General features: G+C 61.9%; 18 protein-coding genes and 2 rRNA genes. 17 read left to right on the top strand and 3 right to left on the bottom strand.

What is annotated here, in order from left to right; genetic code table 11:
* Nucleotides 1-16 precede the first annotated feature (16 nt).
* Nucleotides 17-1,222 carry an EAL domain-containing protein gene (locus HQN78_RS03510; protein ID WP_227107804.1) on the top strand — a complete coding sequence of 402 codons (1,206 nt, stop codon included), beginning with the start codon at nt 17-19 and terminating at the stop codon, nt 1,220-1,222.
* A 41-nt stretch (nt 1,223-1,263) separates the two neighbouring features.
* Here HQN78_RS03510 and HQN78_RS03515 read toward each other — a convergent pair whose 3' ends face one another.
* Nucleotides 1,264-2,463, bottom strand: coding sequence for an NnrS family protein (locus tag HQN78_RS03515; protein ID WP_235087943.1), 1,200 nt, complete (start codon nt 2,461-2,463; stop codon nt 1,264-1,266).
* 97 nt (nt 2,464-2,560) lie between these two features.
* On the bottom strand, nt 2,561-3,889 hold the full coding sequence (locus HQN78_RS03520) for a PAS domain-containing methyl-accepting chemotaxis protein (protein ID WP_227107807.1): 1,329 nt from the start codon (nt 3,887-3,889) through the stop codon (nt 2,561-2,563).
* 273 nt (nt 3,890-4,162) lie between these two features.
* Between HQN78_RS03520 and HQN78_RS03525 the strand changes: the two genes are divergently transcribed.
* Nucleotides 4,163-4,867 (top strand): glutathione S-transferase N-terminal domain-containing protein, encoded by a 705-nt coding sequence (locus HQN78_RS03525; protein WP_235087946.1) that lies wholly within the window; start codon nt 4,163-4,165, stop codon nt 4,865-4,867.
* Nucleotides 4,868-5,078: 211 nt separating this feature from the next.
* On the opposite strand, the gene flgA is transcribed toward HQN78_RS03525, so the two are convergent.
* Nucleotides 5,079-5,753, bottom strand: a complete 675-nt coding sequence (flgA, locus tag HQN78_RS03530) for a flagellar basal body P-ring formation chaperone FlgA (protein ID WP_235087948.1) — start codon at nt 5,751-5,753, stop codon at nt 5,079-5,081.
* Nucleotides 5,754-5,930: 177 nt separating this feature from the next.
* Between flgA and flgB the strand changes: the two genes are divergently transcribed.
* The 15 genes from flgB (at nt 5,931) to HQN78_RS03605 (ending at nt 21,914) form a co-directional block, all read left to right on the top strand.
* Nucleotides 5,931-6,290 (top strand): flagellar basal body rod protein FlgB, encoded by a 360-nt coding sequence (gene flgB, locus HQN78_RS03535; protein WP_039755772.1) that lies wholly within the window; start codon nt 5,931-5,933, stop codon nt 6,288-6,290.
* Nucleotides 6,291-6,293: 3 nt separating this feature from the next.
* On the top strand, nt 6,294-6,719 hold the full coding sequence (flgC, locus tag HQN78_RS03540) for a flagellar basal body rod protein FlgC (RefSeq protein WP_107800156.1): 426 nt from the start codon (nt 6,294-6,296) through the stop codon (nt 6,717-6,719).
* Nucleotides 6,716-7,399: a flagellar hook capping FlgD N-terminal domain-containing protein gene (locus HQN78_RS03545; protein WP_107800157.1), complete on the top strand. Its 684-nt coding sequence runs from the start codon at nt 6,716-6,718 to the stop codon at nt 7,397-7,399. The genes flgC and HQN78_RS03545 overlap by 4 nt, the downstream gene beginning before the upstream one ends.
* Nucleotides 7,400-7,437: 38 nt before the next feature.
* Nucleotides 7,438-8,616, top strand: coding sequence for a flagellar hook protein FlgE (locus tag HQN78_RS03550; protein ID WP_227107813.1), 1,179 nt, complete (start codon nt 7,438-7,440; stop codon nt 8,614-8,616).
* A gap of 16 nt (nt 8,617-8,632) precedes the next feature.
* Nucleotides 8,633-9,364 carry a flagellar basal body rod protein FlgF gene (locus HQN78_RS03555; RefSeq protein ID WP_107800159.1) on the top strand — a complete coding sequence of 244 codons (732 nt, stop codon included), beginning with the start codon at nt 8,633-8,635 and terminating at the stop codon, nt 9,362-9,364.
* A gap of 64 nt (nt 9,365-9,428) precedes the next feature.
* Nucleotides 9,429-10,217, top strand: coding sequence for a flagellar basal-body rod protein FlgG (flgG, locus tag HQN78_RS03560; RefSeq protein WP_082159140.1), 789 nt, complete (start codon nt 9,429-9,431; stop codon nt 10,215-10,217).
* Nucleotides 10,214-10,864, top strand: a complete 651-nt coding sequence (flgH, locus tag HQN78_RS03565; protein ID WP_048415603.1) for a flagellar basal body L-ring protein FlgH — start codon at nt 10,214-10,216, stop codon at nt 10,862-10,864. Before flgG ends, flgH begins: the two co-directional genes overlap by 4 nt.
* A gap of 119 nt (nt 10,865-10,983) precedes the next feature.
* The gene (locus tag HQN78_RS03570; RefSeq protein WP_019102956.1) at nt 10,984-12,084 is read left to right on the top strand and encodes a flagellar basal body P-ring protein FlgI; all 1,101 of its coding nucleotides are present in this window, start codon (nt 10,984-10,986) and stop codon (nt 12,082-12,084) included.
* The gene (locus tag HQN78_RS03575; RefSeq protein WP_107800161.1) at nt 12,084-12,530 is read left to right on the top strand and encodes a flagellar biosynthesis protein FlgJ; all 447 of its coding nucleotides are present in this window, start codon (nt 12,084-12,086) and stop codon (nt 12,528-12,530) included. The genes HQN78_RS03570 and HQN78_RS03575 overlap by 1 nt, the downstream gene beginning before the upstream one ends.
* 8 nt (nt 12,531-12,538) lie before the next feature.
* The gene (flgK, locus tag HQN78_RS03580; RefSeq protein WP_107800162.1) at nt 12,539-13,906 is read left to right on the top strand and encodes a flagellar hook-associated protein FlgK; all 1,368 of its coding nucleotides are present in this window, start codon (nt 12,539-12,541) and stop codon (nt 13,904-13,906) included.
* A gap of 10 nt (nt 13,907-13,916) precedes the next feature.
* Nucleotides 13,917-14,825, top strand: a complete 909-nt coding sequence (flgL, locus tag HQN78_RS03585; protein ID WP_107732399.1) for a flagellar hook-associated protein FlgL — start codon at nt 13,917-13,919, stop codon at nt 14,823-14,825.
* Nucleotides 14,826-14,836: 11 nt separating this feature from the next.
* Nucleotides 14,837-15,874, top strand: a complete 1,038-nt coding sequence (locus tag HQN78_RS03590) for a hypothetical protein (RefSeq protein ID WP_227107817.1) — start codon at nt 14,837-14,839, stop codon at nt 15,872-15,874.
* Nucleotides 15,875-15,996: 122 nt separating this feature from the next.
* Nucleotides 15,997-16,902: an ion channel gene (locus HQN78_RS03595; RefSeq protein WP_255701212.1), complete on the top strand. Its 906-nt coding sequence runs from the start codon at nt 15,997-15,999 to the stop codon at nt 16,900-16,902.
* Between the two features lie 285 nt (nt 16,903-17,187).
* A 16S ribosomal RNA gene (locus HQN78_RS03600) occupies nt 17,188-18,722 on the top strand.
* 304 nt (nt 18,723-19,026) lie between these two features.
* Nucleotides 19,027-21,914 (top strand): 23S ribosomal RNA (locus HQN78_RS03605).
* Together the 16S and 23S rRNA genes form the textbook arrangement of a ribosomal RNA operon.
* Nucleotides 21,915-21,995: the final 81 nt, after the last annotated feature.

Below are 21,995 nucleotides of genomic sequence, written 5' to 3' on the forward strand. Positions count from 1 at the left end.
GGACAGAGAACATGCCATGGAACCGATAACCGCCAAACCCGGCCCGGCGCCGATGCGGGTTTTGATCGTGGACGATCACGATTTGCAGCGTTGCGCGCTGAGCCAGGCTTTGCGCCAAGTGGGCATCGACCGCATCGACGAGGCGCGCGACGGCGCCGACGCGCTCGAGCGTTTGCAGCGACATCGCTACGACTTGATGATCAGCGACCTCAATATGCCGGGGATGGACGGCATCCTGCTGTTGCGGCATCTGTCCGGCCTGCCGGCGGTGCCGCCCATCGTGTTCAACAGCTCGCTGTCCAAGGACATGCTGATGGGCGCTTACCGCGTGGCCGCGTTTCACAATCTGCCGGTGATAGGCAGCCTGAACACGCCCTTGTCCATGGAACAGCTATGCAAGCTGTGGGAAACGGTGGCGCGCCGGCCGGCATGGGACGGGGCGTCGTCGGATTTCGACCGTCAGGAGCTGGAGCGGGCATTGCGGTGCGGCGAAATCCTGCCCTGGTATCAGCCGCAGGCCGATTCCGCCCGGCTGAGGGTGGCGGGGGTGGAGGCGCTGGCGCGATGGCGTCATCCGGAGCGGGGGTTGCTGGAGCCCTCGGCGTTCTTGCCCGGTCTGGAGCACTACGGCCTGGACGAAGACTTGTTCTTCGTCATTTTCCGCGCGGCGGTGGAGGACTATCGCCGTTGGAGCGGACAAGTGGCGCTGTCCGGCCTGAGGGTCTCGATCAATCTCACCGCCAGCCAGTTCTGCAACCCGGATTTGCCGTCCAGCCTGGCCGAGGCGGCGGAGGAACTGGGCATGGCGCCGGCCCTGTTGACGCTGGAGCTGACCGAAACCCAGCGGCTGAAAAACATCTATCAGGCGCTGGAAAACGTGATACGGCTGCGCATGGCCGGTTTCCGCGTGTCCTTGGACGATGTGGGCTGCGGCTACAGCGGCCTGGAGTATCTGCGCGAACTGCCGGTGAGCGCGATCAAGATAGACCGTTCGCTGGTGGCCGGGGCCGCTGACGACAGCGTGGCGCGGGAGATTCTGGAATCCACCATCCGGCTGGCCAAGGACCGCAATATCCAGGTGGTGGCCGAAGGCATAGGCGAAGAGGCGGATTTGCAATTGATGCTGAGGTTGGGCGTGGACTATGTGCAAGGCTATCTGCTGGGCTGGCCGATGCCGGCCGAGGAAGTGCCCGATTATCTGCGCCGGCGCGGGCAGGCTTGAGCGCAGGGCTCAAGGCCGGCCCGCGGACCGTGAACAGGTTCTCAGCCCGGCTTGCCGTCTGCGCGCCGCCGCCAGTAGCTGGGCATGAAGGCGCGGCCCCAGGCCGCCAGCGTCAATAGCCAGCCCAGGGCCGCCGCGCCGTACAACCAGCCGGACCAGACGCCGGGCAGCATTTCGGTGGCTACCCGGGTCAGCGCCAGCCAGTGCGCGGCCAGGTAGAGCCGCCACAAGCCGGGGCCGGCCTGCAGCGGCTGGCCGGAGTGGCCCAGCGTCACCCGCGACACGAAGGCGATCATCATGGTCAGGAAAAAGCCGACGGTGACCGCGTGCAGCGCCGCCAGCGCCAGGCGCGGCGAAGCCAGCCAGCCATTGAGCGCGTATAGCCCGAAGCCGACCGGCAGCCAGGCGAAAGCCAGGTGCAGCATGCCCAGCAGCCGGACCCGCAACGCCGCGACCAGCCGCCAGCGCCAGCTGACGTAAGCCAGCAGCGCGGCCATCGCCGCGTCCAGCGGCCAAGCGGGCAGGCCGAAGCCGTCCAGCAGGCCATGACCCAAGGAGCCGGCCAGCAGCGCGGCCAGCAGCCAGCCCGGCCGCCAGGGCTGGTACTCCGGCAGCGCGTTGGCGGAGAAGAAGGGCAGCATGCGATGGCAGACGGTCAGAAACACCGGCAGCAGAAAGCCCCACAAGGCCAGATTGCGCATCCACAGCCAGGCCTGGCCGTCCTGGAAGATCAGCCAGTAAGCGCCGGCCAGCAGCGCCAGCGCGCCGCAGAACAGCGCGGCCAGCACCGCGCAGGCGTGGCGGCGGTCCGCTTGAGGGCTGGCCAGCAGCAGGCAGGCGAAAGTCAGCGTGAGACCGCTGAAGCCCAGCGTGTACAGCGCGTGGCCGATCAGCGTCCAGGAGATGCCCAGCCACAGCCCGGCCAGCCACAGCAGCAGCCCGCCCACCATCAGCGCCGGCACGCCGACGAAGATAAGACGGCCGGGCGGCTCCACGCCCAGCCAGCGCGGGCCGGCGGTGAACAGAAAGCCGGTCATGAACAGCGGGAAGAAGCCGAACAACATCAGGAAGCCGTGGGCCAGCGAGGAGGGCACCGCCAGCGCGGCGTGGACGCCGAGCAGGCGGCTGGTCAACTCGGCGCTCCAGGCGGCCAGCAGCAGGATGGCGAATAGCATGCCGGGCAGAAAGGCGGCGCGATGCGGCGCCTGGGCCAGCATCGCCGCGGGGTGGGGGTGTTTCATCGCGGGCTCGGGAAAGGTGTGGGCGCCTCAGTATCGCCGCGCCCTGGCGGACGCGGACATGATTTGGATCAAGGCTTTCCGAGCCTGACTTCCAGGCTCAGGCGCGCTGCTGCAGCAGCTCCGACACGTCGCGCACCACTTGCACCACCTCCTTGGCGCCGGCGCGGATCTCGGCGATGGAGTCGCGCGCCTGTTCGGACAGCTGCAAGCTGGTGTCGGCCAGGCCGCGCACCTGTTGCATGGAGGTGATGGCGGACTTGGAGTCTTCCTGGATGCTGCGCACGATGCCGGAGATCTCGCCGGTGGATTGGCTGGTGCGCTCTGCCAGCTTGCGCACCTCGTCCGCCACCACGGCGAAGCCGCGGCCCATCTCGCCGGCGCGGGCCGCCTCGATCGCCGCGTTCAAGGCCAGGAGATTGGTCTGGTCCGCAATCTCGCTGATGGTGCTGATGATGGTGCCGATCTGACCGGAGCTGTCGCCCAGCTTGGTGATGATGATGGAGGAGCTTTCCACGCTGGACGCCACCTTGGTGATTTCGCTGGCGGCCTGTTCCAGCACCGCGCTGCCCTTGACCGACAGTTGCTCGGTATTGACCGAGACTTCCACCGCGGACTGGGCGTTCTCCGCCTGGGCCTGCAATTGCTGCACCCGGCGGCTGATGTCCTGGGCGAATTTGACCACCCGCACCGGCTTGCCGTTGAGGTCGTAGACCGGGTTGTACGTGGCTTCCAGCCAGATGATCTGCCCGTTTTTGCTCAGGCGCTTGAACTGGCCCTGGAAAAACTTGCCCTGGCGCAGCTGGCGCCAGAACTCCGCGTAGTCCGGGCTGGCGGCGTAGTCGGCGTCGCAGAGCATGCGGTGATGCTTGCCGCGGATTTCGGCCAAGGTATAGCCGAAGGTGTTGAGGAAGTTTTCGTTGGCGTCCTGGATATTGCCGTCCAGATCAAACTCGATCTGGGCCATGGAGCGGCTGATCGCCAGGCGGATGGCCTGGTCGTTCTGTTCCTGATGCACTTGGTCGGAGATGTCGGACGCCACTTTGACCACGCCGCACACCTGGCCGTCGCTGGACAGCACCGGGGTGTAGCTGGCCTCCAGCCAGATTTCCTCGCCGTTCTTGGCGTAGCGGCTGAAGCGGCCGTTGACCGGCTCGCCGCGTTTCAGCTTTTGCCAGAACTCGGCGTAGGCGGCGCTGGAAACATGGTTTTTATCGCAGAAGATGCGGTGATGCTTGCCGATGACTTCTTCGCGCCGGTAGCCCATGGTGCGCAGGAAGTTTTCATTGACGTTGGTGACGATGCCGTCGGGAGTGAATTGTATCATCGCCATGGAACGGTCGATGGCGGACAGCATGCCGCGCAGGCCGTCCAGTTGGCCGGTCAGCTCGTTGAGCTGCTCCTTGAGTTTTCCGGAAAAAAAGGGCATGGCTGCCTCCATTGTAATTGCCATCCAGGAGTGCCATTGGAGCACGCCAACCTCATTTCAAACTAATACATTCCACATGATTTAGAAGGGAAATTTATTTTTGAATGAATTGCTTATTGGTGGGCGGCGTTGACCATAGGCACGGATTAACAGTGTATCCAGCTATTGCGTCAATAACATCTCGCCATTGACGAGCTGCTGATTTAAGACAAATGCAAAAGCCGGGCTTATCATGGGCGCGCAACCCACCCGTCCAAACTCAATGGAGCGCGTATGAGCGATTTATCCGCCTTTCCCATCACCCGCAAATGGCCTGCGAAATATCCGGAACGCATCCAGCTGTATTCGCTGACCACGCCCAACGGGGTCAAGGCGTCCATCATGCTGGAAGAAACCGGCCTGCCGTATGAAGCGCACCTGGTCAGCTTCGACAGCAACGATCAGCTATCACCGGAATTCCTGTCGCTGAACCCCAATAACAAGATTCCCGCCATTCTCGATCCGGCCGGCCCGGGCGGCAAGCCGCTGGCCTTGTTCGAATCCGGCGCCATCCTGCTGTATCTGGCGGAGAAGAGCGGCCAATTGCTGCCCGCCGATCCCGCCGCGCGCTACGAGGCCATACAGTGGCTGATGTTCCAGATGGGCGGCATCGGCCCGATGTTCGGTCAGGTGGGTTTCTTCCACAAGTTCGCCGGCAAGGACTACGAGGACAAACGTCCGCGCGATCGTTATGTGAACGAATCGCGCCGCCTGCTGGCGGTGCTGGAGCAAAGACTGACTGGCCGCCAATGGGTGATGGGGGAGGAGTACGGCATCGCCGACATCGCCATCTTCCCCTGGGTGCGCAATCTGATCGGTTTTTACGAGGCCGGCGAACTGGTGTCGATTGCGGACTTCCCGCAGGTGACGCGCGCTTTGGACGCCTTCTTGGCGCGACCGGCGGTGCAGCGCGGGCTGACGATTCCGGCGAGATCGTAAACCGCTTGTTCCAGGCGGCCTTGCCCGCGCAAGCAAAAGCCCCCAAACGGGGGCTTTTCGTTTGCTTAGCGCCTGTTCAAAGTCTCGCGAGCTAGGGCGAGACAAGGCGAAAATCGCTGAGAGAGCGGAATGTACACGTGGTACATGAGCATTTCGAAGCTGTACTCACCGTGTCACATTTCACAACGGGCAGCAGACCTTGAACAGATTCTTAGTCCACCGGATTGACCTCGCCCGGCAGGCTGGCGCGGGCGCGTATCACCTTGCCGGTGGCGCTGTTGCGCACGCGGATGATTTCGCCCTGGCGGCCGTTGCCCAGCGCCTCGCCGGCGGCGACCACCTCGATGCCGCTGTTGCGCGCCACGATGCGCACTTCCTCGCCGCGCTTGACCAGCAGGCTGGCTTCCAGCGCCTTGAGCCGCAGCGGCTGGCCCTGGCGCAGCGCGGTGCGGTTGCTCAGGCCTTCCAGCTTGGTCTTGGCGCCCACCATGTCGGCCGGGTCCAGCACCGGGCGTTCCTGCCATTCGATGTCGCCGGCGTCCAGCAGGCTGCGCGCCGGGATGTCGCGCGCCGCCACCGCCACGCGGGCGCTGATTTCGGCGCGGACGATGAATTCAGCGTCCCAGCCGGCGGCGTCGCAGCGGGCTTGCAGCCGCATGCGGCTGGGGGAGCGCTCGTCCAGCGCGGCGACGCGCACCGGCTCCGGGCAGGGCGGGGCGTTGAAGCCGCGCGGCGGCAAGGCCTTGAGGGTGACGCGGGCCGCCGCCAGACCGGCTTTTTCCAGTTTTTGCAGCAGCAGAGAACGCACGGTCTGTTCCACCGCGGCGGCGGCCGGATAGGGGGCCGCCAGCGCCGGAACGCAGGGCAGAATGAGCAGCGCAGCCAATAGCGGCGCGGTTTGATGCCGAGAGGATGTGAAAATTCCCATTACAGATGACTTGGTAATTATCCCGTATACGTGAGGGGGTGCGGTTATTAGTATCGCTTTTCAATCGACCGGCCATTTAATGTGAATTAGATAGCCGATGTTTAAATATGGTAGAGAACCGCATGGGTCTAGGCAATGGGTTTGCACCTTGATAAAGCATTGAGCGTCCACCCGGCTGCCTTGCAGTTGAGGGCGGAGCGCACCCGTATTCTGGCGTCCAACATCGCCAACGAGAACACGCCCGGTTATCAGGCGCGGGACATCGATTTCAAAACGGCTTTGGCCGCTTCGGCGGACGACGCCGCGTTTCCGCTGGATTCGCCGTCTGGTGAATTGCAATACCGGCTGCCCAACCACCCGGCGCGCGACGGCAACACCGTGGAGCTGGGCGTGGAGCAGGCCGAGTTCGCGCAGAACGTTTCCGAATTCCAGACCAGCCTCGCCTTCCTGAACATGAAGTTCCGCGGGCTGGCCAAAGTGATAGCAGGTCAGTAAGCCATGTCCTTCCGCGATATTTCCCGCATTGCCGGCTCCGCCATGACGGCGCAGACGGTGCGTCTCAACACCGTGGCCAGCAATCTGGCCAACGCCGACACCGCCGCCGGCAGCGAACAGGCGGCCTACCGCTCCCGCAAGCCGGTGTTCGCCACCCAATACCGGGGCGGCGACGGCTTCGACGGCTGGCGCGGCGCCAGCGTGGGCGTGCTGGATGTGGTGCAGAACCAGGAGCCGGTGCGCAAGGCGCACGAGCCGGGCAATCCGCTGGCCGACGCCGAGGGCAATGTTTTCTATTCCAATGTGAACGCGGTGGAGGAGATGACCGACATGCTGTCGGCCTCGCGCGCGTTCCAGACCAATGTGGAAGTGCTGGCCCGGGTCAAGGGCATGCAGCAGGACCTGCTGAAACTGGGAGACAACGCATGAGCGTGAACGCCGCGCAAAACGGGCAGCAGAGCCCGTCCGCCGCCTCCAACGGCGCCAATCCGGCGGTGGCGCCGGCCGCCGGACAAAACCCGGGCATGGACGATATGTTCATGAAGCTGCTGCTGGCTCAGATCCAGAACCAGAACCCGCTGGACCCCACCGACGCCTCGCAGTTCGTCAGCCAGCTGGCGCAGATGAGCCAGATGAAGAGCTCCGCCGACATGCTCAAGCAGTTGCAGGGCAACGCTTTGATGCTGCGCGAGCTGCAGGGTGTGTCGCTGGGTTCGCAAGTGGGACGCCAAGTGCTGGTGCAGGCCGACCAGGCGCATCTGAGCGGCAAGGACCCCTTGTCCGGCCGCGTGACCCTGTCCGGCGAAGAGCAGCAGGTGTCCCTGGTGCTGACCGACTCCGGCGGACAACAAACCGTGATCGATCTGGGCAAGCGCCCGGCCGGCGAGTTCGATTTCAACGTGGACCCGAGCAAGCACGGCCTGGTGGAAGGCGATTACAAGCTGGAAGTGCGCACCGCGTCCAAATCCAAGGCCGGGCTGGAAATGCAGGCCACCGTATCCGGCGTGCGCCTGCCCATCAACGGCGGCGAGCCCACGCTGACGCTGGCCGGCCTGGGCGAATTCCCCGCTTCCGCCATTACCCGCCTGCTGGGCAAGACCCAGGCCTGAAGCGCCGATTCAAGACACCTACGAACTTTGGAGCGACCATGAGTTTCGACATTGCTTTGTCCGGCATTAACGCCGTCAACAACCAACTGGGCAATATCAGTAACAACATCGCCAACACCGGCACTTACGGCTTCAAGTCCAGCCGCACCAGTTTTTCCGCCGCCTACGCCGGCGCGCAGCCGATGGGGGTGGAAGTGGTCGGCCACAGTCAGAACATGGCGCGCAACGGCAATACCGTGCGCACCGGTCGTCCGCTGGACGCCGCCATCGACGGCCGCGGCTTCTTCGTCAGCCGCGATCTGAACGGCGGCATGGCCTATTCGCGCGTCGGCATCTTCAACGCGGACAAGGACGGCTACCTGGTGGACGGCTTCAACCGCCGCGTGCAAGGCTACGGCAAGGCGGACGGCAATGCGCTGGGCGCCTTCGGCGACATCAAGATCCCCAACGGCAACATCCCGGCCAAGGCCAGCGACAAGCTGCAATACGTCGGCAATATGTCGGCGGGCTGGAGCGTGCAGACCGTGCCGTTCGACAAGGCGCAGAACACCTTCAACAGCTCGGCGGTGTCCACGGTTTACGATTCCCTGGGCAATAAGCTCAACCTGACCCAGTACTTCTGCAAGACCGGTCCCAGCACCGTCACCGTGCACTACACGCTGGACGGCGTCGACCTGCCCACCACCGCCACCCTGAATTTCGACACCGACGGCAAGCTGACCAGCCCCACCGCGCCGGTGGCGCTGAACCTGGGCACCCCCGCCGGCGCGTCCCCGCTGGCGGTGAAGCTGGACTACACCGGCACCACTCAGTTCGCCGGCGAAAGCAGCCAGACCCTAAACGCCAGCAACGGTTACCCGTCCGGCTCGATGACCGGCACCAGCCTGAACGACAACGGCGACGTGGTGGCGGCCTACAGCAACGGCCAGAAGCAAGTGGTGGGCACCTTGGCCATCGCCAACTTCCCCAATGAATCCGCGCTGCAAGCCACTTCGCAGACCAGCTGGGTGGAAACCGCCGGCTCCGGCACCGCGGTCTACTCGCGCCCCGGCGCCGGCCTGTCCGGCAATCTGCTGGCCTTCACCCTGGAACAGTCCAATGTGGACATGACCTCCGAACTGGTGGACCTGATGACCGCGCAGCGTAATTACCAGGCCAACACCAAGGTGATTTCCACCGAGAACCAGACCATCCAGGCGCTGATGCAGGCGGTCTAAGGCGGGGCAAGGATAAATGGACGCACTGATCTACACCGCGATGAGCGGCGCCGACCGCATGCTCAAGGCGCAGCAGATTCACGCCAACAACATCGCCAACGCCGAAACCGGCGGCTTTCGCGCCGACATCGGCGTCAGCACCAGCCAGACCGTGCCCGGCTACGGCTACGACGCGCGCCACCTGAGCCAGAACGGCGCCAACGCGGTGGACGTGCGCAGCGGCGCGGTGGTGGAAACCGGCCGCGACCTGGACGTGGCGGTGAAGGGCGAGGGCTTTTTCGCGGTGCAGGGGCCGGACGGCAACGAGGCCTATACCCGGGCCGGCGCCATGGTGGCGGACGTGGACGGCAAGTTGAGCGTCAACGGCCATCCGGTGCTGGGCGACGGCGGCCAGATCACCTTGCCGCCGGACTACGTCAAGCTGCACGTCGGCAGCGACGGCGTGATCTCGGTGCTGGCCGCCGGCGAAAGCGAAATGCAGCCGATAGACAAGCTCAAGCTGGTCAAGCCGCTGCCGCAGGACATCGCCAAGGACCCCAACGGCCTGGTGATCAGCCGTCAGGGCGGCGTGCTGGCAGCCGACGACACCGTCAAGGTGCAGGGCGAGCATCTGGAGCGCAGCAATGTGTCGGCGGTGGAGGAAATGGTGGCCACCATGACGCTGAACCGCAACTTTGAAATGCAGATGCGCTTGTTCAACTCCGCCAGCGACATGGTGGAGGCGGGCAACCGCCTGGTGCGCGCCTGATCCGGCCTTCCAATAACAGCGCCGCGGCCAAGGCCGACGGCGCAAACCATCGGGGAATCGAAACATGAATCCAGCAATGTGGGTGAGCAAGACCGGCATCCAGGCGCAGGACGCGCGCCTGACCGCCATCGCCAACAACCTCGCCAACGTCAACACCGTCGGCTTCAAGCGCGACCGCATGGTGTTCGAAGACCTGTTCTACCAAGTGGACCGCCAGCCGGGCGGCAAGACCGACCAGGACAACACCGCGCCGCTGGGCGTGCAGCTGGGCAACGGCACCCGCTTGGTGGGCACCCAGAAAGTGTTCACCTCGGGCACGCTGACCACCACCAATCAGTCCTTGGATCTGGCCATCGTCGGCCAGGGCTTTTTGCAAGTGAAAATGAGCAACGGCGAAACCGGCTACACCCGCGCCGGCCAGCTGCAGCGCAACGACCAGGGCGCCATCGTCACCCCGCAGGGCCTGCCGCTGGAGCCGTCCATCACCATTCCGGCCGACGCCTCCTCGGTGACCATCAGCGAAACCGGCACCGTCAGCTACACCCGCGGCAGCGGCAGCACGCTGGAAACCGCCGGTCAGATCGAACTGGCCAGCTTCGTCAACCCGGCCGGTCTGCTGGCGCTGGGCGACAATCTGTTCCAGAAAACCGCCGCCAGCGGCGATGCCACCACCGACGCGCCGGGCTCCGGCTCCCTGGGCAAGCTCAAGCAGGGCGCGCTGGAGGGCTCCAACGTCCAGGTGGTGGAGGAAATGGTGGACATGATCGCCGCGCAGCGCACTTACGAGATGAACACCAAGGTGCTGAGCGCCGCCGATAATATGATGCAGTACCTGGCGCAGTCGGCCCGATGAAGCTGCTGGCCCTGAGCGCGCTGGCGCTGCTGCTGGCCGGCTGCGCGCAGCCGATTCCGCCGCAGACCACGCAGGAATTCGCCTTGCCGGAATTGCTGCAGCAGCCGCAGCGCGGCAAGGGCGGCGGCGTGTTCACCGTCGCCGGCGCGCAATCGCTGACTTCGGACAGCCGCGCCTTCCGCCCCGGCGACGTGCTGACCGTGGTGCTGGAAGAAACCACTCAGGCCAGCAAGAAGGCCGGCACCAGCTTCGGCAAGAAATCCGGCGCCAACATCGCGCCGTCCTTGTTGGGCAATACCACCTTCCGCGCGCAAGTGGGCGTGGACGCGGGCCGGGACTTCAACGGCTCCTCCACCTCCACCCAGCAGAACATGCTGTCCGGCGCGCTGACCGTGGTGGTCCACAAGGTGCTGGGCAACGGCCTGCTGGAAGTGAAGGGCGAAAAACAGCTGGTGCTGAACCAGGGCGAGGAATTCCTGCGCCTGGCCGGCTATGTGCGGGTGGAAGACATCGACACCGACAACCGCGTGTCCTCGCTGCGCATCGCCAACGCCCGCATCGGCTACTCCGGCCGTGGGGCCTTGTCGGACGCCAACGAACCCGGCTGGCTGATGAAGTTCTTCGCCAGCCCGCTGATGCCGTTCTGAGCGGCGGAGCGGCGGGGAGTCCGGGCGGGACAACAGGCGGGCGCTGACGGGCGTCCGCCGTTCGCGTATGCGGCCCTTGGGGCGGGCAGACGCAATCACAGAATCATTCAGGGCGGATCATGCACGGTTTTATCAAGCAAATAACGGGATGGACACTGCTGCTGGCGGCGACGCTGGCGACGGCGCAGCCCTTGCGCAATCTGGTGACGGTGGAGGGCATCCGCGAAAACCAGTTGATCGGCTACGGCATCGTGGTGGGCCTGGACGGCACCGGCGACAATTCCCAGGTGAAATTCTCCGGCCAGTCGGTGGCCAATATGCTCAAGCAGTTCGGCCTGAAAATGCCGGAACGCACCGACACCAAGGTCAAGAACGTGGCGGCGGTGATGGTCAGCGCCAGTTTGCCGCCGGGTTACGGCCGCGGCCAGACCATAGACGTTACGGTGTCCTCGCTGGGCGACGCCAAGAGCCTGCGCGGCGGCACCTTGTTGCTGACCCAGCTGAAGGCGGCCAACGGCGAAATCTACGCCTTGGCCCAGGGCAATGTGGTGGTGGGCGGCGTGTCCGCCCAGGGCAAGAGCGGCTCCAGCGTCACCGTCAACACGCCCACCTCCGGCCGCGTGCCCAACGGCGCGTCCATCGAACGCGAAATTCCCAGCGATTTCGAAGAGGGCGACAGCGTGCGTCTCAGCCTGCGCCGGCCCAATTTCGAAACCGCCACCAATATCGTCAAGGCCATCAACGCCAGCTTCGGCCGCGTGGCCAGCACCCGCAACGCCACCACCATCCAGGTGCGCGCGCCGCTGGACCCCACCGAGCGCGTCGCCTTCGTCGCGCGGCTGGAGCGGGTCAATGTCGGCGTGGGCAGCGAAGTGCCGCGCGTGGTGTTCAACTCGCGCACCGGCACCGTGGTGATCAGCCAGGGCGTCACCGTGCGCCCGGCGGCGGTGTCCCACGGCAGCCTGCGCGTGGTGATCTCGGAAAACCCCAGCGTCAGCCAGCCCGGGCCGTTCAGCAACGGCCAGACCACCACGGTGCCCAATTCCACCGTCAACGTGGACCAGGGTTCCGGCCGCATGTTCCAGTGGCCGGCCGGCGCCAGCCTGCGCGCCATCATCGACACCGTGAACAGCACCGGCGCCACGCCGGACGACATCATGGCGATACTGCAGGCGCTGGATCAGGCCGGCGCGATCGACGGCGAACTGGTGGTGATCTGATGGAAAGCAAACAGATACAAGCCGCGCTGGCGATGCCGGCCGACGCCAAGGACGAGCCGGCGGTGCAGCCGGCCTCGCCGGAATACCGCCGCAAGGCCGGCGCCGCGGCGGAGCAGTTCGAAGCCCAGTTCGTCCGCGAGATGTTCAAGCAGATCCGCAAGACCACGCGCGAAATCGCCGGCGAGGACAGCATCTTCGCCAACTCCATCAACGGCGACATGATGGATTTCGCCGACGGCGCGGTGGCGGACCAGTTGGCCAAGCAGCGGGTGTTCGGCGTGGCCAACGCCATCCTGCGTCAGCTGCTGCCGGAAGAGGGTGGCAATATTCACCTTAAGAACGGCGGGGCGCCGGTCGCAAGCGATAAACAGAACCCCGGCTCGCTGCCGGACGCGCAGGGTCTGGCCGCTTTCGCGCCGCCGCTGCTGCCGCTGAATAAAAGGTAAGAACCGCCATGCGCATGATAGACAACGCGCTGACCGGCGCCGTCGCCTCCCAGGCCGCGCTGAACGCCGTCAGCCAGAACATCGCCAACCAGATGACCCCCGGCTACTCGCGCCAGGGCGTGGTGCTGACCGCGCTGATGCCCGGCAGCGGCGACCCGTACAGCTCCGGTTCCGGCGTGGTGGTCAACGCGGTGCGCCGCTTCAACGACGACTTCAAAAACCTGCAGCTGTGGCAGGCGGCGTCCAGCCAGGGCGAACTGGTGGCGCAGAATCCCTACTTCGGCCAGTTGGAGCAAGTGATGGGCCGCGACGGCAGCAGCCTGTCCGCCGGTTTCGATCAGTTCTTCCAGGCGCTCAGCGCCGCCAGCCTGTCCGGCGACGCGATGCGCGATCCGGTGATCCGCAGCGCCGAAGCGCTGGCGCAGCGCTTCAACAACCTGGACAAGGTGTTCGGCTCCCAACTGAGCGCCATCGCCGAGCAGCGCTCCGCCACCGTCACCCAGATCAACAGCTCGGTGTCCAATATCGCCGACCTCAACGCCAAGATCTCGGCCGGCAAGGCAATCGGCACCAATACCTCCGGCCTGGAAGACGAGCGCGACCGTCAGATCGATTCGCTGTCCGCCCTGGTGGAAGTGCGCGTGGTGTCGCAGCCGGACGGCAGCAAGAACGTCAGCCTCAAGACCGGCCTGCCGCTGGTGGCGGACACCCAGGCGGCCACGCTGAGCAATACCAGCCAGCCGGACGGCAGCCAGGTGCTGACGCTGAACTTCTCCAAGGACAAATACACCCTGGCCGGCGACGGTCTGGGCGGCCAGCTGGGCGGGCTCAATCAATACGAAATCCAGACCGTGCGCCCGATGCGCGCGCAGGTGAAAACCCTGGCCAGCGAAATGGCGAAGCGCGTCAACGACCAATTGGCGCTGGGCTACGACAGCAACGGCCAGCCGGGCAAGCCGCTATTCGTCTACGACGCCTCCGGCGTCAACGGCATCCTGAAAACCAGCGGCATCACCTCCGCCGAGCTGGGCTTCTCCGGCGATCCGGCCAAGCCCGGCGACAATAGCAATCTGCTGGCGGTGATCGGCCTGCAGCAGCAGAAAATCACCATGCCCGGCGTCGGCGCCGTCACCATAGGCGACGCCTACTCGCAAATGGTGGGCAAGCTGGCGGTCAGCAGCAAGCAGAACAAATCCGGTTTGGAAAGCGCCAAGGTGATTCGCGCCGAAGCGGAAAAGAGCTGGCACAACACAAGCGGCGTCAATCGCGACGAAGAAGCGATGGACCTGCTGGAGTTCCAGAAAATGTACCAGGCCAATATGAAGGTGATCAGCGTGGCGAACCAGCTGTTCGAAAGCACCTTGTCCATCTTGTAAGGAAGACAGCATGCGCGTTTCCAGCAATCAATACCTGTCCACCATGCAATTGGCGATGCAGACCAGCAACTCCGCGCTGGCCGAGCTGCTGCAACGCATGTCCAGCGGCGACCGGCTGCTGGCGCCGTCGGACGACCCCATCGCCAGCGTGCGCCTGTTGCGCTTGCAGCGCGAAGAAGCCGCGCTGGACCAGTACCAGCAAAACATCGGCGCGCTCAGCTCCGCCTTGTCCAAGAACGAATCCATCCTGGACAGCATCAGCCTGGACATCCGCGACGCCAAGGACCTGCTGACCGCGGCCGCCAACAACCCGCCGGTGGACGATCTCAAGGCGATGGCGACGCCGCTGCGCAGCTTGCGCGAAAGCCTGTTCTACTCGGCCAACACCAAGGACGCCGAAGGCCGCTACATGTTCTCCGGCTCCAAGCCGGCGGTGGCAGCCCTCGCTTACGACGCCGCCCAGCCGGCGGGCAGCCGCTACAGCTTCACCGGCAATACCGACAAGCAGCAAGTGGTGGTGGGCGACGGCATTACCCAAGCGTCCAACGTCACCCTGGAAAACATGGCCGACATCCTCAATCAGCTGGACAAAACCATAGGCCGGCTGGAAGACCCGGCGCTGGACAATAAGGATCCGACCGTCGCCGCCGACATCCGCAGCGCGATGAACGCCAGCGACAAGGCGCTGGAAGGCATCTCCAGCAAGATCGCCCAACTGGGCGGCACGCAGAACATCATGAAAACGCTGGCCCTCAATCACGACAACGTCAGCCTTTCCAATAAGCAGACCATGACCAAATTGGGCAGCCTGGACTACGCCGACGCCTTCATTCAGATGAACGGCTACACCATGGCGCTGCAGGCCAGCCAAAAAGCCTATGGCCGCGTCAGTCAGTTGTCCCTGTTTGACGTGATTTGATCGAGCGCGGCATGAACACCCCGATTTCCTCCGTCAACGTCAAACAAAGCGGCAAGCGCTGGGGCAAGGACGCCGGCGCGGTCGCCGCCGCCAGCGTGATCGAGCGCGCGCCGGCGCCGCAGGCGCAGCCGGCCGCGCAAGTGCGCGGCGCGCCGGCCTCGGGCTGGCGCTACAGCGCCCAACTCAACGAGCAACTGACCTCGGCGCAGCAGGCCCTGTCCTTTGTCGACGGCTTGCTGGGTCAACTGGAAGGCGTCAAATCCGGACTCAGTCGCGAACTGACCCAGCGCCAGTTGAATCAGGGCGATTTGCAGCGCCAGCTCGAGCAATTCAATGAGCAGTGGCGCAAGCGCCAGACCGCCAGCGGCGGCAGCCTGGACGGCCAGCTGCGCTTCCATCTGGCCGCCGACGCGCGCCAGGGCTTCACCGTCAAAGGCCTGGATCTGGCCGCCCTGTCCGGCGGCCAGGCGGAAACCCTGGTGTTCTCCACCGGGGAATCCGGCGCGGCGCCGGCGTCGGTGCAAGTGGGCGGAGCGTCCGAAGAAGAGGATCTCCTGCGCCGCTTTAATCGCGGTCTCGCCGCCAGCGGCGTGCGCGCGGAAATGAATGAAGACGGACAACTGGCGTTCAGCGTGCCGGAATCACAATGGGGCGCGCTCAGCGAGCGCATGACCGTGCGCGGCGGCGGCATTCGTTTTCCCGGCGGCATTCCGCAGCGGCTCAAGCTGCAGCCGGAGGCCGAAGCGTTTCAGCCCGAGCGCTGGAAAGTGGGCGACCACGCCCAGGTGCGCCAGGCGCTGCAAAGCGTGGTGCGCTCCATCGGTCAGCTGCAGCAGACCCGCGCGGCGATCAATAGCGCGATCGCCGAGGCGCAGCACTCCATCGAACAGCTGTCGCATATGAACGAGCAAAGCTGGGCCAGCCAGTTCGTGTCCGATTTCAACGCGCGCCTGAATCAGCCGGACGGCTATCGCAACTTCTATGAGTTGGTGCCGGCCCTGATCGGCGTCAGCCGTTACCGGGTGGTGTCGCTGTTGTCGCTGGGCTAGAAACGGCTCCAGCGGCAACGTTGGAGGGTGACCAGGGCGTCGATGGCCTTCGGGTTTATTGACGCCGGTTCGCGATCTTCACACAATCAGCCATTCCCACCTCAAGGACGGGCTGGCCATTCATGACTTCCCCTGGTAACAAGCCGGCTCGGCGCGTAGAAGTAGGGGGCCGCAGCGTCTACCTTCACAGCGTTCCTCGCCACTCGCTGCAAGACCTCTACCATTTCTGCATGACCATCAGCTGGCCGCGCTTCTATCTATTCATCGCCGCCGCCTTCATCGCGCTGAATCTATTGTTCGCCGGGCTCTACCAGGCGCGGGCCGGCGGCATCGCCAATCAATATCCGCCGGGCTTCCTCGGCGCCTTCTTCTTCAGCGTGGAAACGCTGGCCACCGTCGGCTACGGCGATATGCATCCGCAAAGCCTGTACGCCCATTGGGTCTCGATGCTGGAAATCTTCATCGGCATGATGAGCATCGCGCTGATCACCGGCGTCACCTTCGCCCGCTTTTCGCGGCCCAGGGCGCGCATCGTGTTTACCCATAGTCCGGTGGTGCGCTTGCTGGACGGCAAGCCCGCGTTGATGCTGCGCGCGGCCAATGCCAGAAATAATGTGATCATCGACGCCAGCGCCCGCTTGCGGCTGCTGCAGCATGAGGTCAGCGCCGAGGGCGTGAGCTTCCGCAAACTTCACGATTTGGAACTGGTGCGCGACCAGCATCCTATGTTCGTGCTCGGCTGGACGCTGGTGCACAAGCTGGAGGAGGGCAGTCCCTTATATGGTCGCGACGCCGAATCGTTGGCGGCTGCGCGCGCGCAACTGATTCTGTCCATCAACGGCATCGATGAAACCACCATTCAGCCCATGGTGGCGCGTCACACCTTTTCGCACCAGGACATTCGCTGGAATCACGCTTTTGCCGACCTGATCTATACCGACGCGGAAGAAAACGACCATATCGACTATCGGCGATTGCAGGAAGTCAGCCCGTTGCCAAGGGATTCCGGCCGGCGCGAAGAGGGCTGAGCGCCAGTGCTCGTCAGCGCTTTCATTGCAATTCAATGACTTAATGCAATAGGGCGCTTTTTTGTGTCGAAAGGTGTTGACGGGTTTAGGGGCCTGACGTATAGTTCGCCTCCTCAGCAGACAACGCAGCGGCGGAAACGAAACGCAGCGACCTGCACCGATCTTTAACAGAACGAATAACCGATAGGTGTAAGTGCTCGGTCGATGACCAAACACTTGCACTGCAAGACGAGAAATGTCTCGATGTTTCTTTGATCTTGCGTGCCAGAAAATTTGCTTGGAATTGAACTGAAGAGTTTGATCCTGGCTCAGATTGAACGCTGGCGGCATGCTTTACACATGCAAGTCGAACGGTAACAGGGTGCTTGCACCGCTGACGAGTGGCGAACGGGTGAGTAATGCATCGGAATGTACCGTGTAATGGGGGATAGCTCGGCGAAAGCCGGATTAATACCGCATACGCCCTGAGGGGGAAAGTGGGGGACCGAAAGGCCTCACGTTATACGAGCAGCCGATGTCTGATTAGCTAGTTGGTGAGGTAAAGGCTCACCAAGGCGTCGATCAGTAGCGGGTCTGAGAGGATGATCCGCCACACTGGGACTGAGACACGGCCCAGACTCCTACGGGAGGCAGCAGTGGGGAATTTTGGACAATGGGCGCAAGCCTGATCCAGCCATGCCGCGTGTCTGAAGAAGGCCTTCGGGTTGTAAAGGACTTTTGTCCGGGAGCAAATCCTAGTGGTTAATAACCGCTGGGTCTGAGAGTACCGGAAGAATAAGCACCGGCTAACTACGTGCCAGCAGCCGCGGTAATACGTAGGGTGCAAGCGTTAATCGGAATTACTGGGCGTAAAGCGTGCGCAGGCGGTTGTGCAAGTCTGATGTGAAAGCCCCGGGCTTAACCTGGGAACGGCATTGGAGACTGCACGACTAGAGTGCGTCAGAGGGGGGTAGAATTCCGCGTGTAGCAGTGAAATGCGTAGAGATGCGGAGGAATACCGATGGCGAAGGCAGCCCCCTGGGATGACACTGACGCTCATGCACGAAAGCGTGGGGAGCAAACAGGATTAGATACCCTGGTAGTCCACGCCCTAAACGATGTCAACTAGCTGTTGGGGGTTTGAATCCTTGGTAGCGTAGCTAACGCGAGAAGTTGACCGCCTGGGGAGTACGGCCGCAAGGTTAAAACTCAAAGGAATTGACGGGGACCCGCACAAGCGGTGGATGATGTGGATTAATTCGATGCAACGCGAAAAACCTTACCTGGTCTTGACATGTAACGAACGCTGCAGAGATGTGGCGGTGCCCGAAAGGGAGCGTTAACACAGGTGCTGCATGGCTGTCGTCAGCTCGTGTCGTGAGATGTTGGGTTAAGTCCCGCAACGAGCGCAACCCTTGCCATTAGTTGCCATCATTAAGTTGGGCACTCTAATGGACTGCCGGTGACAAACCGGAGGAAGGTGGGGATGACGTCAAGTCCTCATGGCCCTTATGACCAGGGCTTCACACGTCATACAATGGTCGGTACAGAGGGTCGCGAAGCCGCGAGGTGGAGCCAATCTCATAAAACCGATCGTAGTCCGGATCGCACTCTGCAACTCGAGTGCGTGAAGTCGGAATCGCTAGTAATCGCAGATCAGCATGCTGCGGTGAATACGTTCCCGGGTCTTGTACACACCGCCCGTCACACCATGGGAGTGAGTTTCACCAGAAGTGGGTAGGCTAACCGTAAGGAGGCCGCTTACCACGGTGGGATTCATGACTGGGGTGAAGTCGTAACAAGGTAGCCGTAGGGGAACCTGCGGCTGGATCACCTCCTTTCTAGAGAAGGTTGTTGATCGAGTACTTACAGCCTATCGGTTATTCGCGAGTTTGAGTCTCGCGATCAGAGTGCTTGGATGAGTACTGTGATCGCGTTGTTTGAACGCACTGATCTTTAACAAACTGAAGAAGCCGAATATATAAAGACGGCGAGAAGGAAGCGTAGAGTTAACTCTTTACGCGGACGGATCGTCATCTTGGGTATTTGATTGTATCTAGGCTACGTCGCCATATCAAAAGGGGCGGTGTAGTCGTCGCACAAACACACTTGTTGTTTTGGTGATCTAGGTTACTGAAATGATAGGGTCAAGCGACTAAGTGCATCTGGTGGATGCCTTGGCGATCATAGGCGAAGAAGGACGTGTAAGCCTGCGAAAAGCGCGGGGGAGCTGGCAATAGAGCTTTGATCCCGCGATGTCCGAATGGGGAAACCCCTCCGCAAGGAGATCCCAGACTGAATCCATAGGTCTGAGGAGGCGAACGCAGCGAACTGAAACATCTAAGTAGCTGCAGGAAAAGAAATCAACCGAGATTCCGTTAGTAGTGGCGAGCGAACGCGGAAGAGCCTGTACGTGTTATGGATTGTGTTAGTGGAAGGTTCATGGAAAGGACCGCCATAGTGGGTGATAGCCCCGTACACGAAAACGCATTCCAAGGACTAGGCGTACGATAAGTAGGGCGGGACACGAGAAATCCTGTCTGAAGATGGGGGGACCATCCTCCAAGGCTAAATACTCATGATCGACCGATAGTGAACCAGTACCGTGAGGGAAAGGCGAAAAGAACCCCGGGAGGGGAGTGAAATAGAACCTGAAACCGGATGCATACAAACAGTGGGAGCGGACTTGTTCCGTGACTGCGTACCTTTTGTATAATGGGTCAGCGACTTACGTTCAGTAGCGAGCTTAACCGAATAGGGGAGGCGTAGGGAAACCGAGTCCGAATAGGGCGATTTAGTTGCTGGGCGTAGACCCGAAACCGAGTGATCTATCCATGGCCAGGATGAAGGTGCGGTAACACGCACTGGAGGTCCGAACCCACTAGTGTTGCAAAACTAGGGGATGAGCTGTGGATAGGGGTGAAAGGCTAAACAAACTCGGAGATAGCTGGTTCTCCCCGAAAACTATTTAGGTAGTGCCTCATGTATCACTTCCGGGGGTAAAGCACTGTTATGGCTAGGGGTCATTGCGATTTACCAAACCATGGCAAACTCTGAATACCGGAAAGTGCGAGCATGGGAGACAGACGGTGGGTGCTAACGTCCATCGTCAAGAGGGAAACAACCCAGACCGCCAGCTAAGGTCCCAAATGATCAGTTAAGTGGTAAACGAGGTGGGAAGGCATAGACAGCCAGGATGTTGGCTTAGAAGCAGCCATCATTTAAAGAAAGCGTAATAGCTCACTGGTCGAGTCGTCCTGCGCGGAAGATGTAACGGGGCTCAAACTGATAACCGAAGCTGCGGATTTGCACGTAAGTGCAGATGGTAGGGGAGCGTTCTGTAGGTCTGTGAAGGTGTCTCGTAAGGGATGCTGGAGATATCAGAAGTGCGAATGCTGACATGAGTAGCGATAAAGCGGGTGAAAAGCCCGCTCGCCGAAAGCCCAAGGTTTCCTACGCAACGTTCATCGGCGTAGGGTGAGTCGGCCCCTAAGGCGAGGCTGAAAAGCGTAGTCGATGGGAAACGGGTTAAAATTCCCGTACTTTTATGCAGTGCGATGTGGGGACGGAGAAGGTTAGGTCATCAGACTGTTGGAATAGTCTGTTTAAGCCGGTAGGCTGGGGAGGTAGGCAAATCCGCCGCCCCTTAAGGCCGAGACGTGATGACGAGGGTCTACGGACCTGAAGTGACTGATACCACGCTTCCAGGAAAAGCCACTAAGCTTCAGCTGCATAAGAACCGTACCGCAAACCGACACAGGTGGGCAGGATGAGAATTCTAAGGCGCTTGAGAGAACTCAGGAGAAGGAACTCGGCAAATTGATACCGTAACTTCGGGAGAAGGTATGCCTCTTAGAGTGAATCCCCTGCGGGAGGAGCTTTGAGAGGTCGCAGAGAATCGGTGGCTGCGACTGTTTAACAAAAACACAGCACTGTGCCAACACGAAAGTGGACGTATACGGTGTGACGCCTGCCCGGTGCTGGAAGGTTAAGTGATGGGGTGCAAGCTCTTGATCGAAGCCCCAGTAAACGGCGGCCGTAACTATAACGGTCCTAAGGTAGCGAAATTCCTTGTCGGGTAAGTTCCGACCCGCACGAATGGCGTAACGATGGCCACACTGTCTCCTCCTGAGACTCAGCGAAGTTGAAGTGTTTGTGAAGATGCAATCTCCCCGCTGCTAGACGGAAAGACCCCGTGAACCTTTACTGTAGCTTTGCATTGGACTTTGAACAGACTTGTGTAGGATAGGTGGGAGGCTATGAAGTGGGAACGCTAGTTCTCATGGAGCCGTCCTTGAAATACCACCCTGGTGTGTTTGAGGTTCTAACCTTGGTCCGTGATCCGGATTGGGGACAGTGCATGGTAGGCAGTTTGACTGGGGCGGTCTCCTCCCAAAGTGTAACGGAGGAGTTCGAAGGTTACCTAGGTACGGTCGGAAATCGTGCTGATAGTGCAATGGCAAAAGGTAGCTTAACTGCGAGACCGACAAGTCGAGCAGGTGCGAAAGCAGGACATAGTGATCCGGTGGTTCTGAATGGAAGGGCCATCGCTCAACGGATAAAAGGTACTCCGGGGATAACAGGCTGATACCGCCCAAGAGTTCACATCGACGGCGGTGTTTGGCACCTCGATGTCGGCTCATCACATCCTGGGGCTGTAGCCGGTCCCAAGGGTATGGCTGTTCGCCATTTAAAGTGGTACGTGAGCTGGGTTCAAAACGTCGTGAGACAGTTTGGTCCCTATCTGCAGTGGGCGTTGGAAGTTTGACGGGGGCTGCTCCTAGTACGAGAGGACCGGAGTGGACGCACCTCTGGTGTACCGGTTGTGACGCCAGTCGCATTGCCGGGTAGCTAAGTGCGGAAGAGATAACCGCTGAAAGCATCTAAGCGGGAAACTCGCCTGAAGATGAGACTTCCCTGAGGGCTTGACCCTCCTGAAGAGTCGTTCGAGACCAGGACGTTGATAGGTCGGGTGTGGAAGCGCTGTGAGGCGTTAAGCTAACCGATACTAATTGCTCGTGAGGCTTGATCCTATCATTTGAGTGGCTTGGGAAACCGAGTGACGAGATAGTGTTGTGCGACACAATTGAATACCGAATATATGCGGGGTGGTG

The sequence above is a fragment of the Chromobacterium sp. Beijing genome (assembly GCF_021496765.1).
GTDB lineage: Bacteria > Pseudomonadota > Gammaproteobacteria > Burkholderiales > Chromobacteriaceae > Chromobacterium.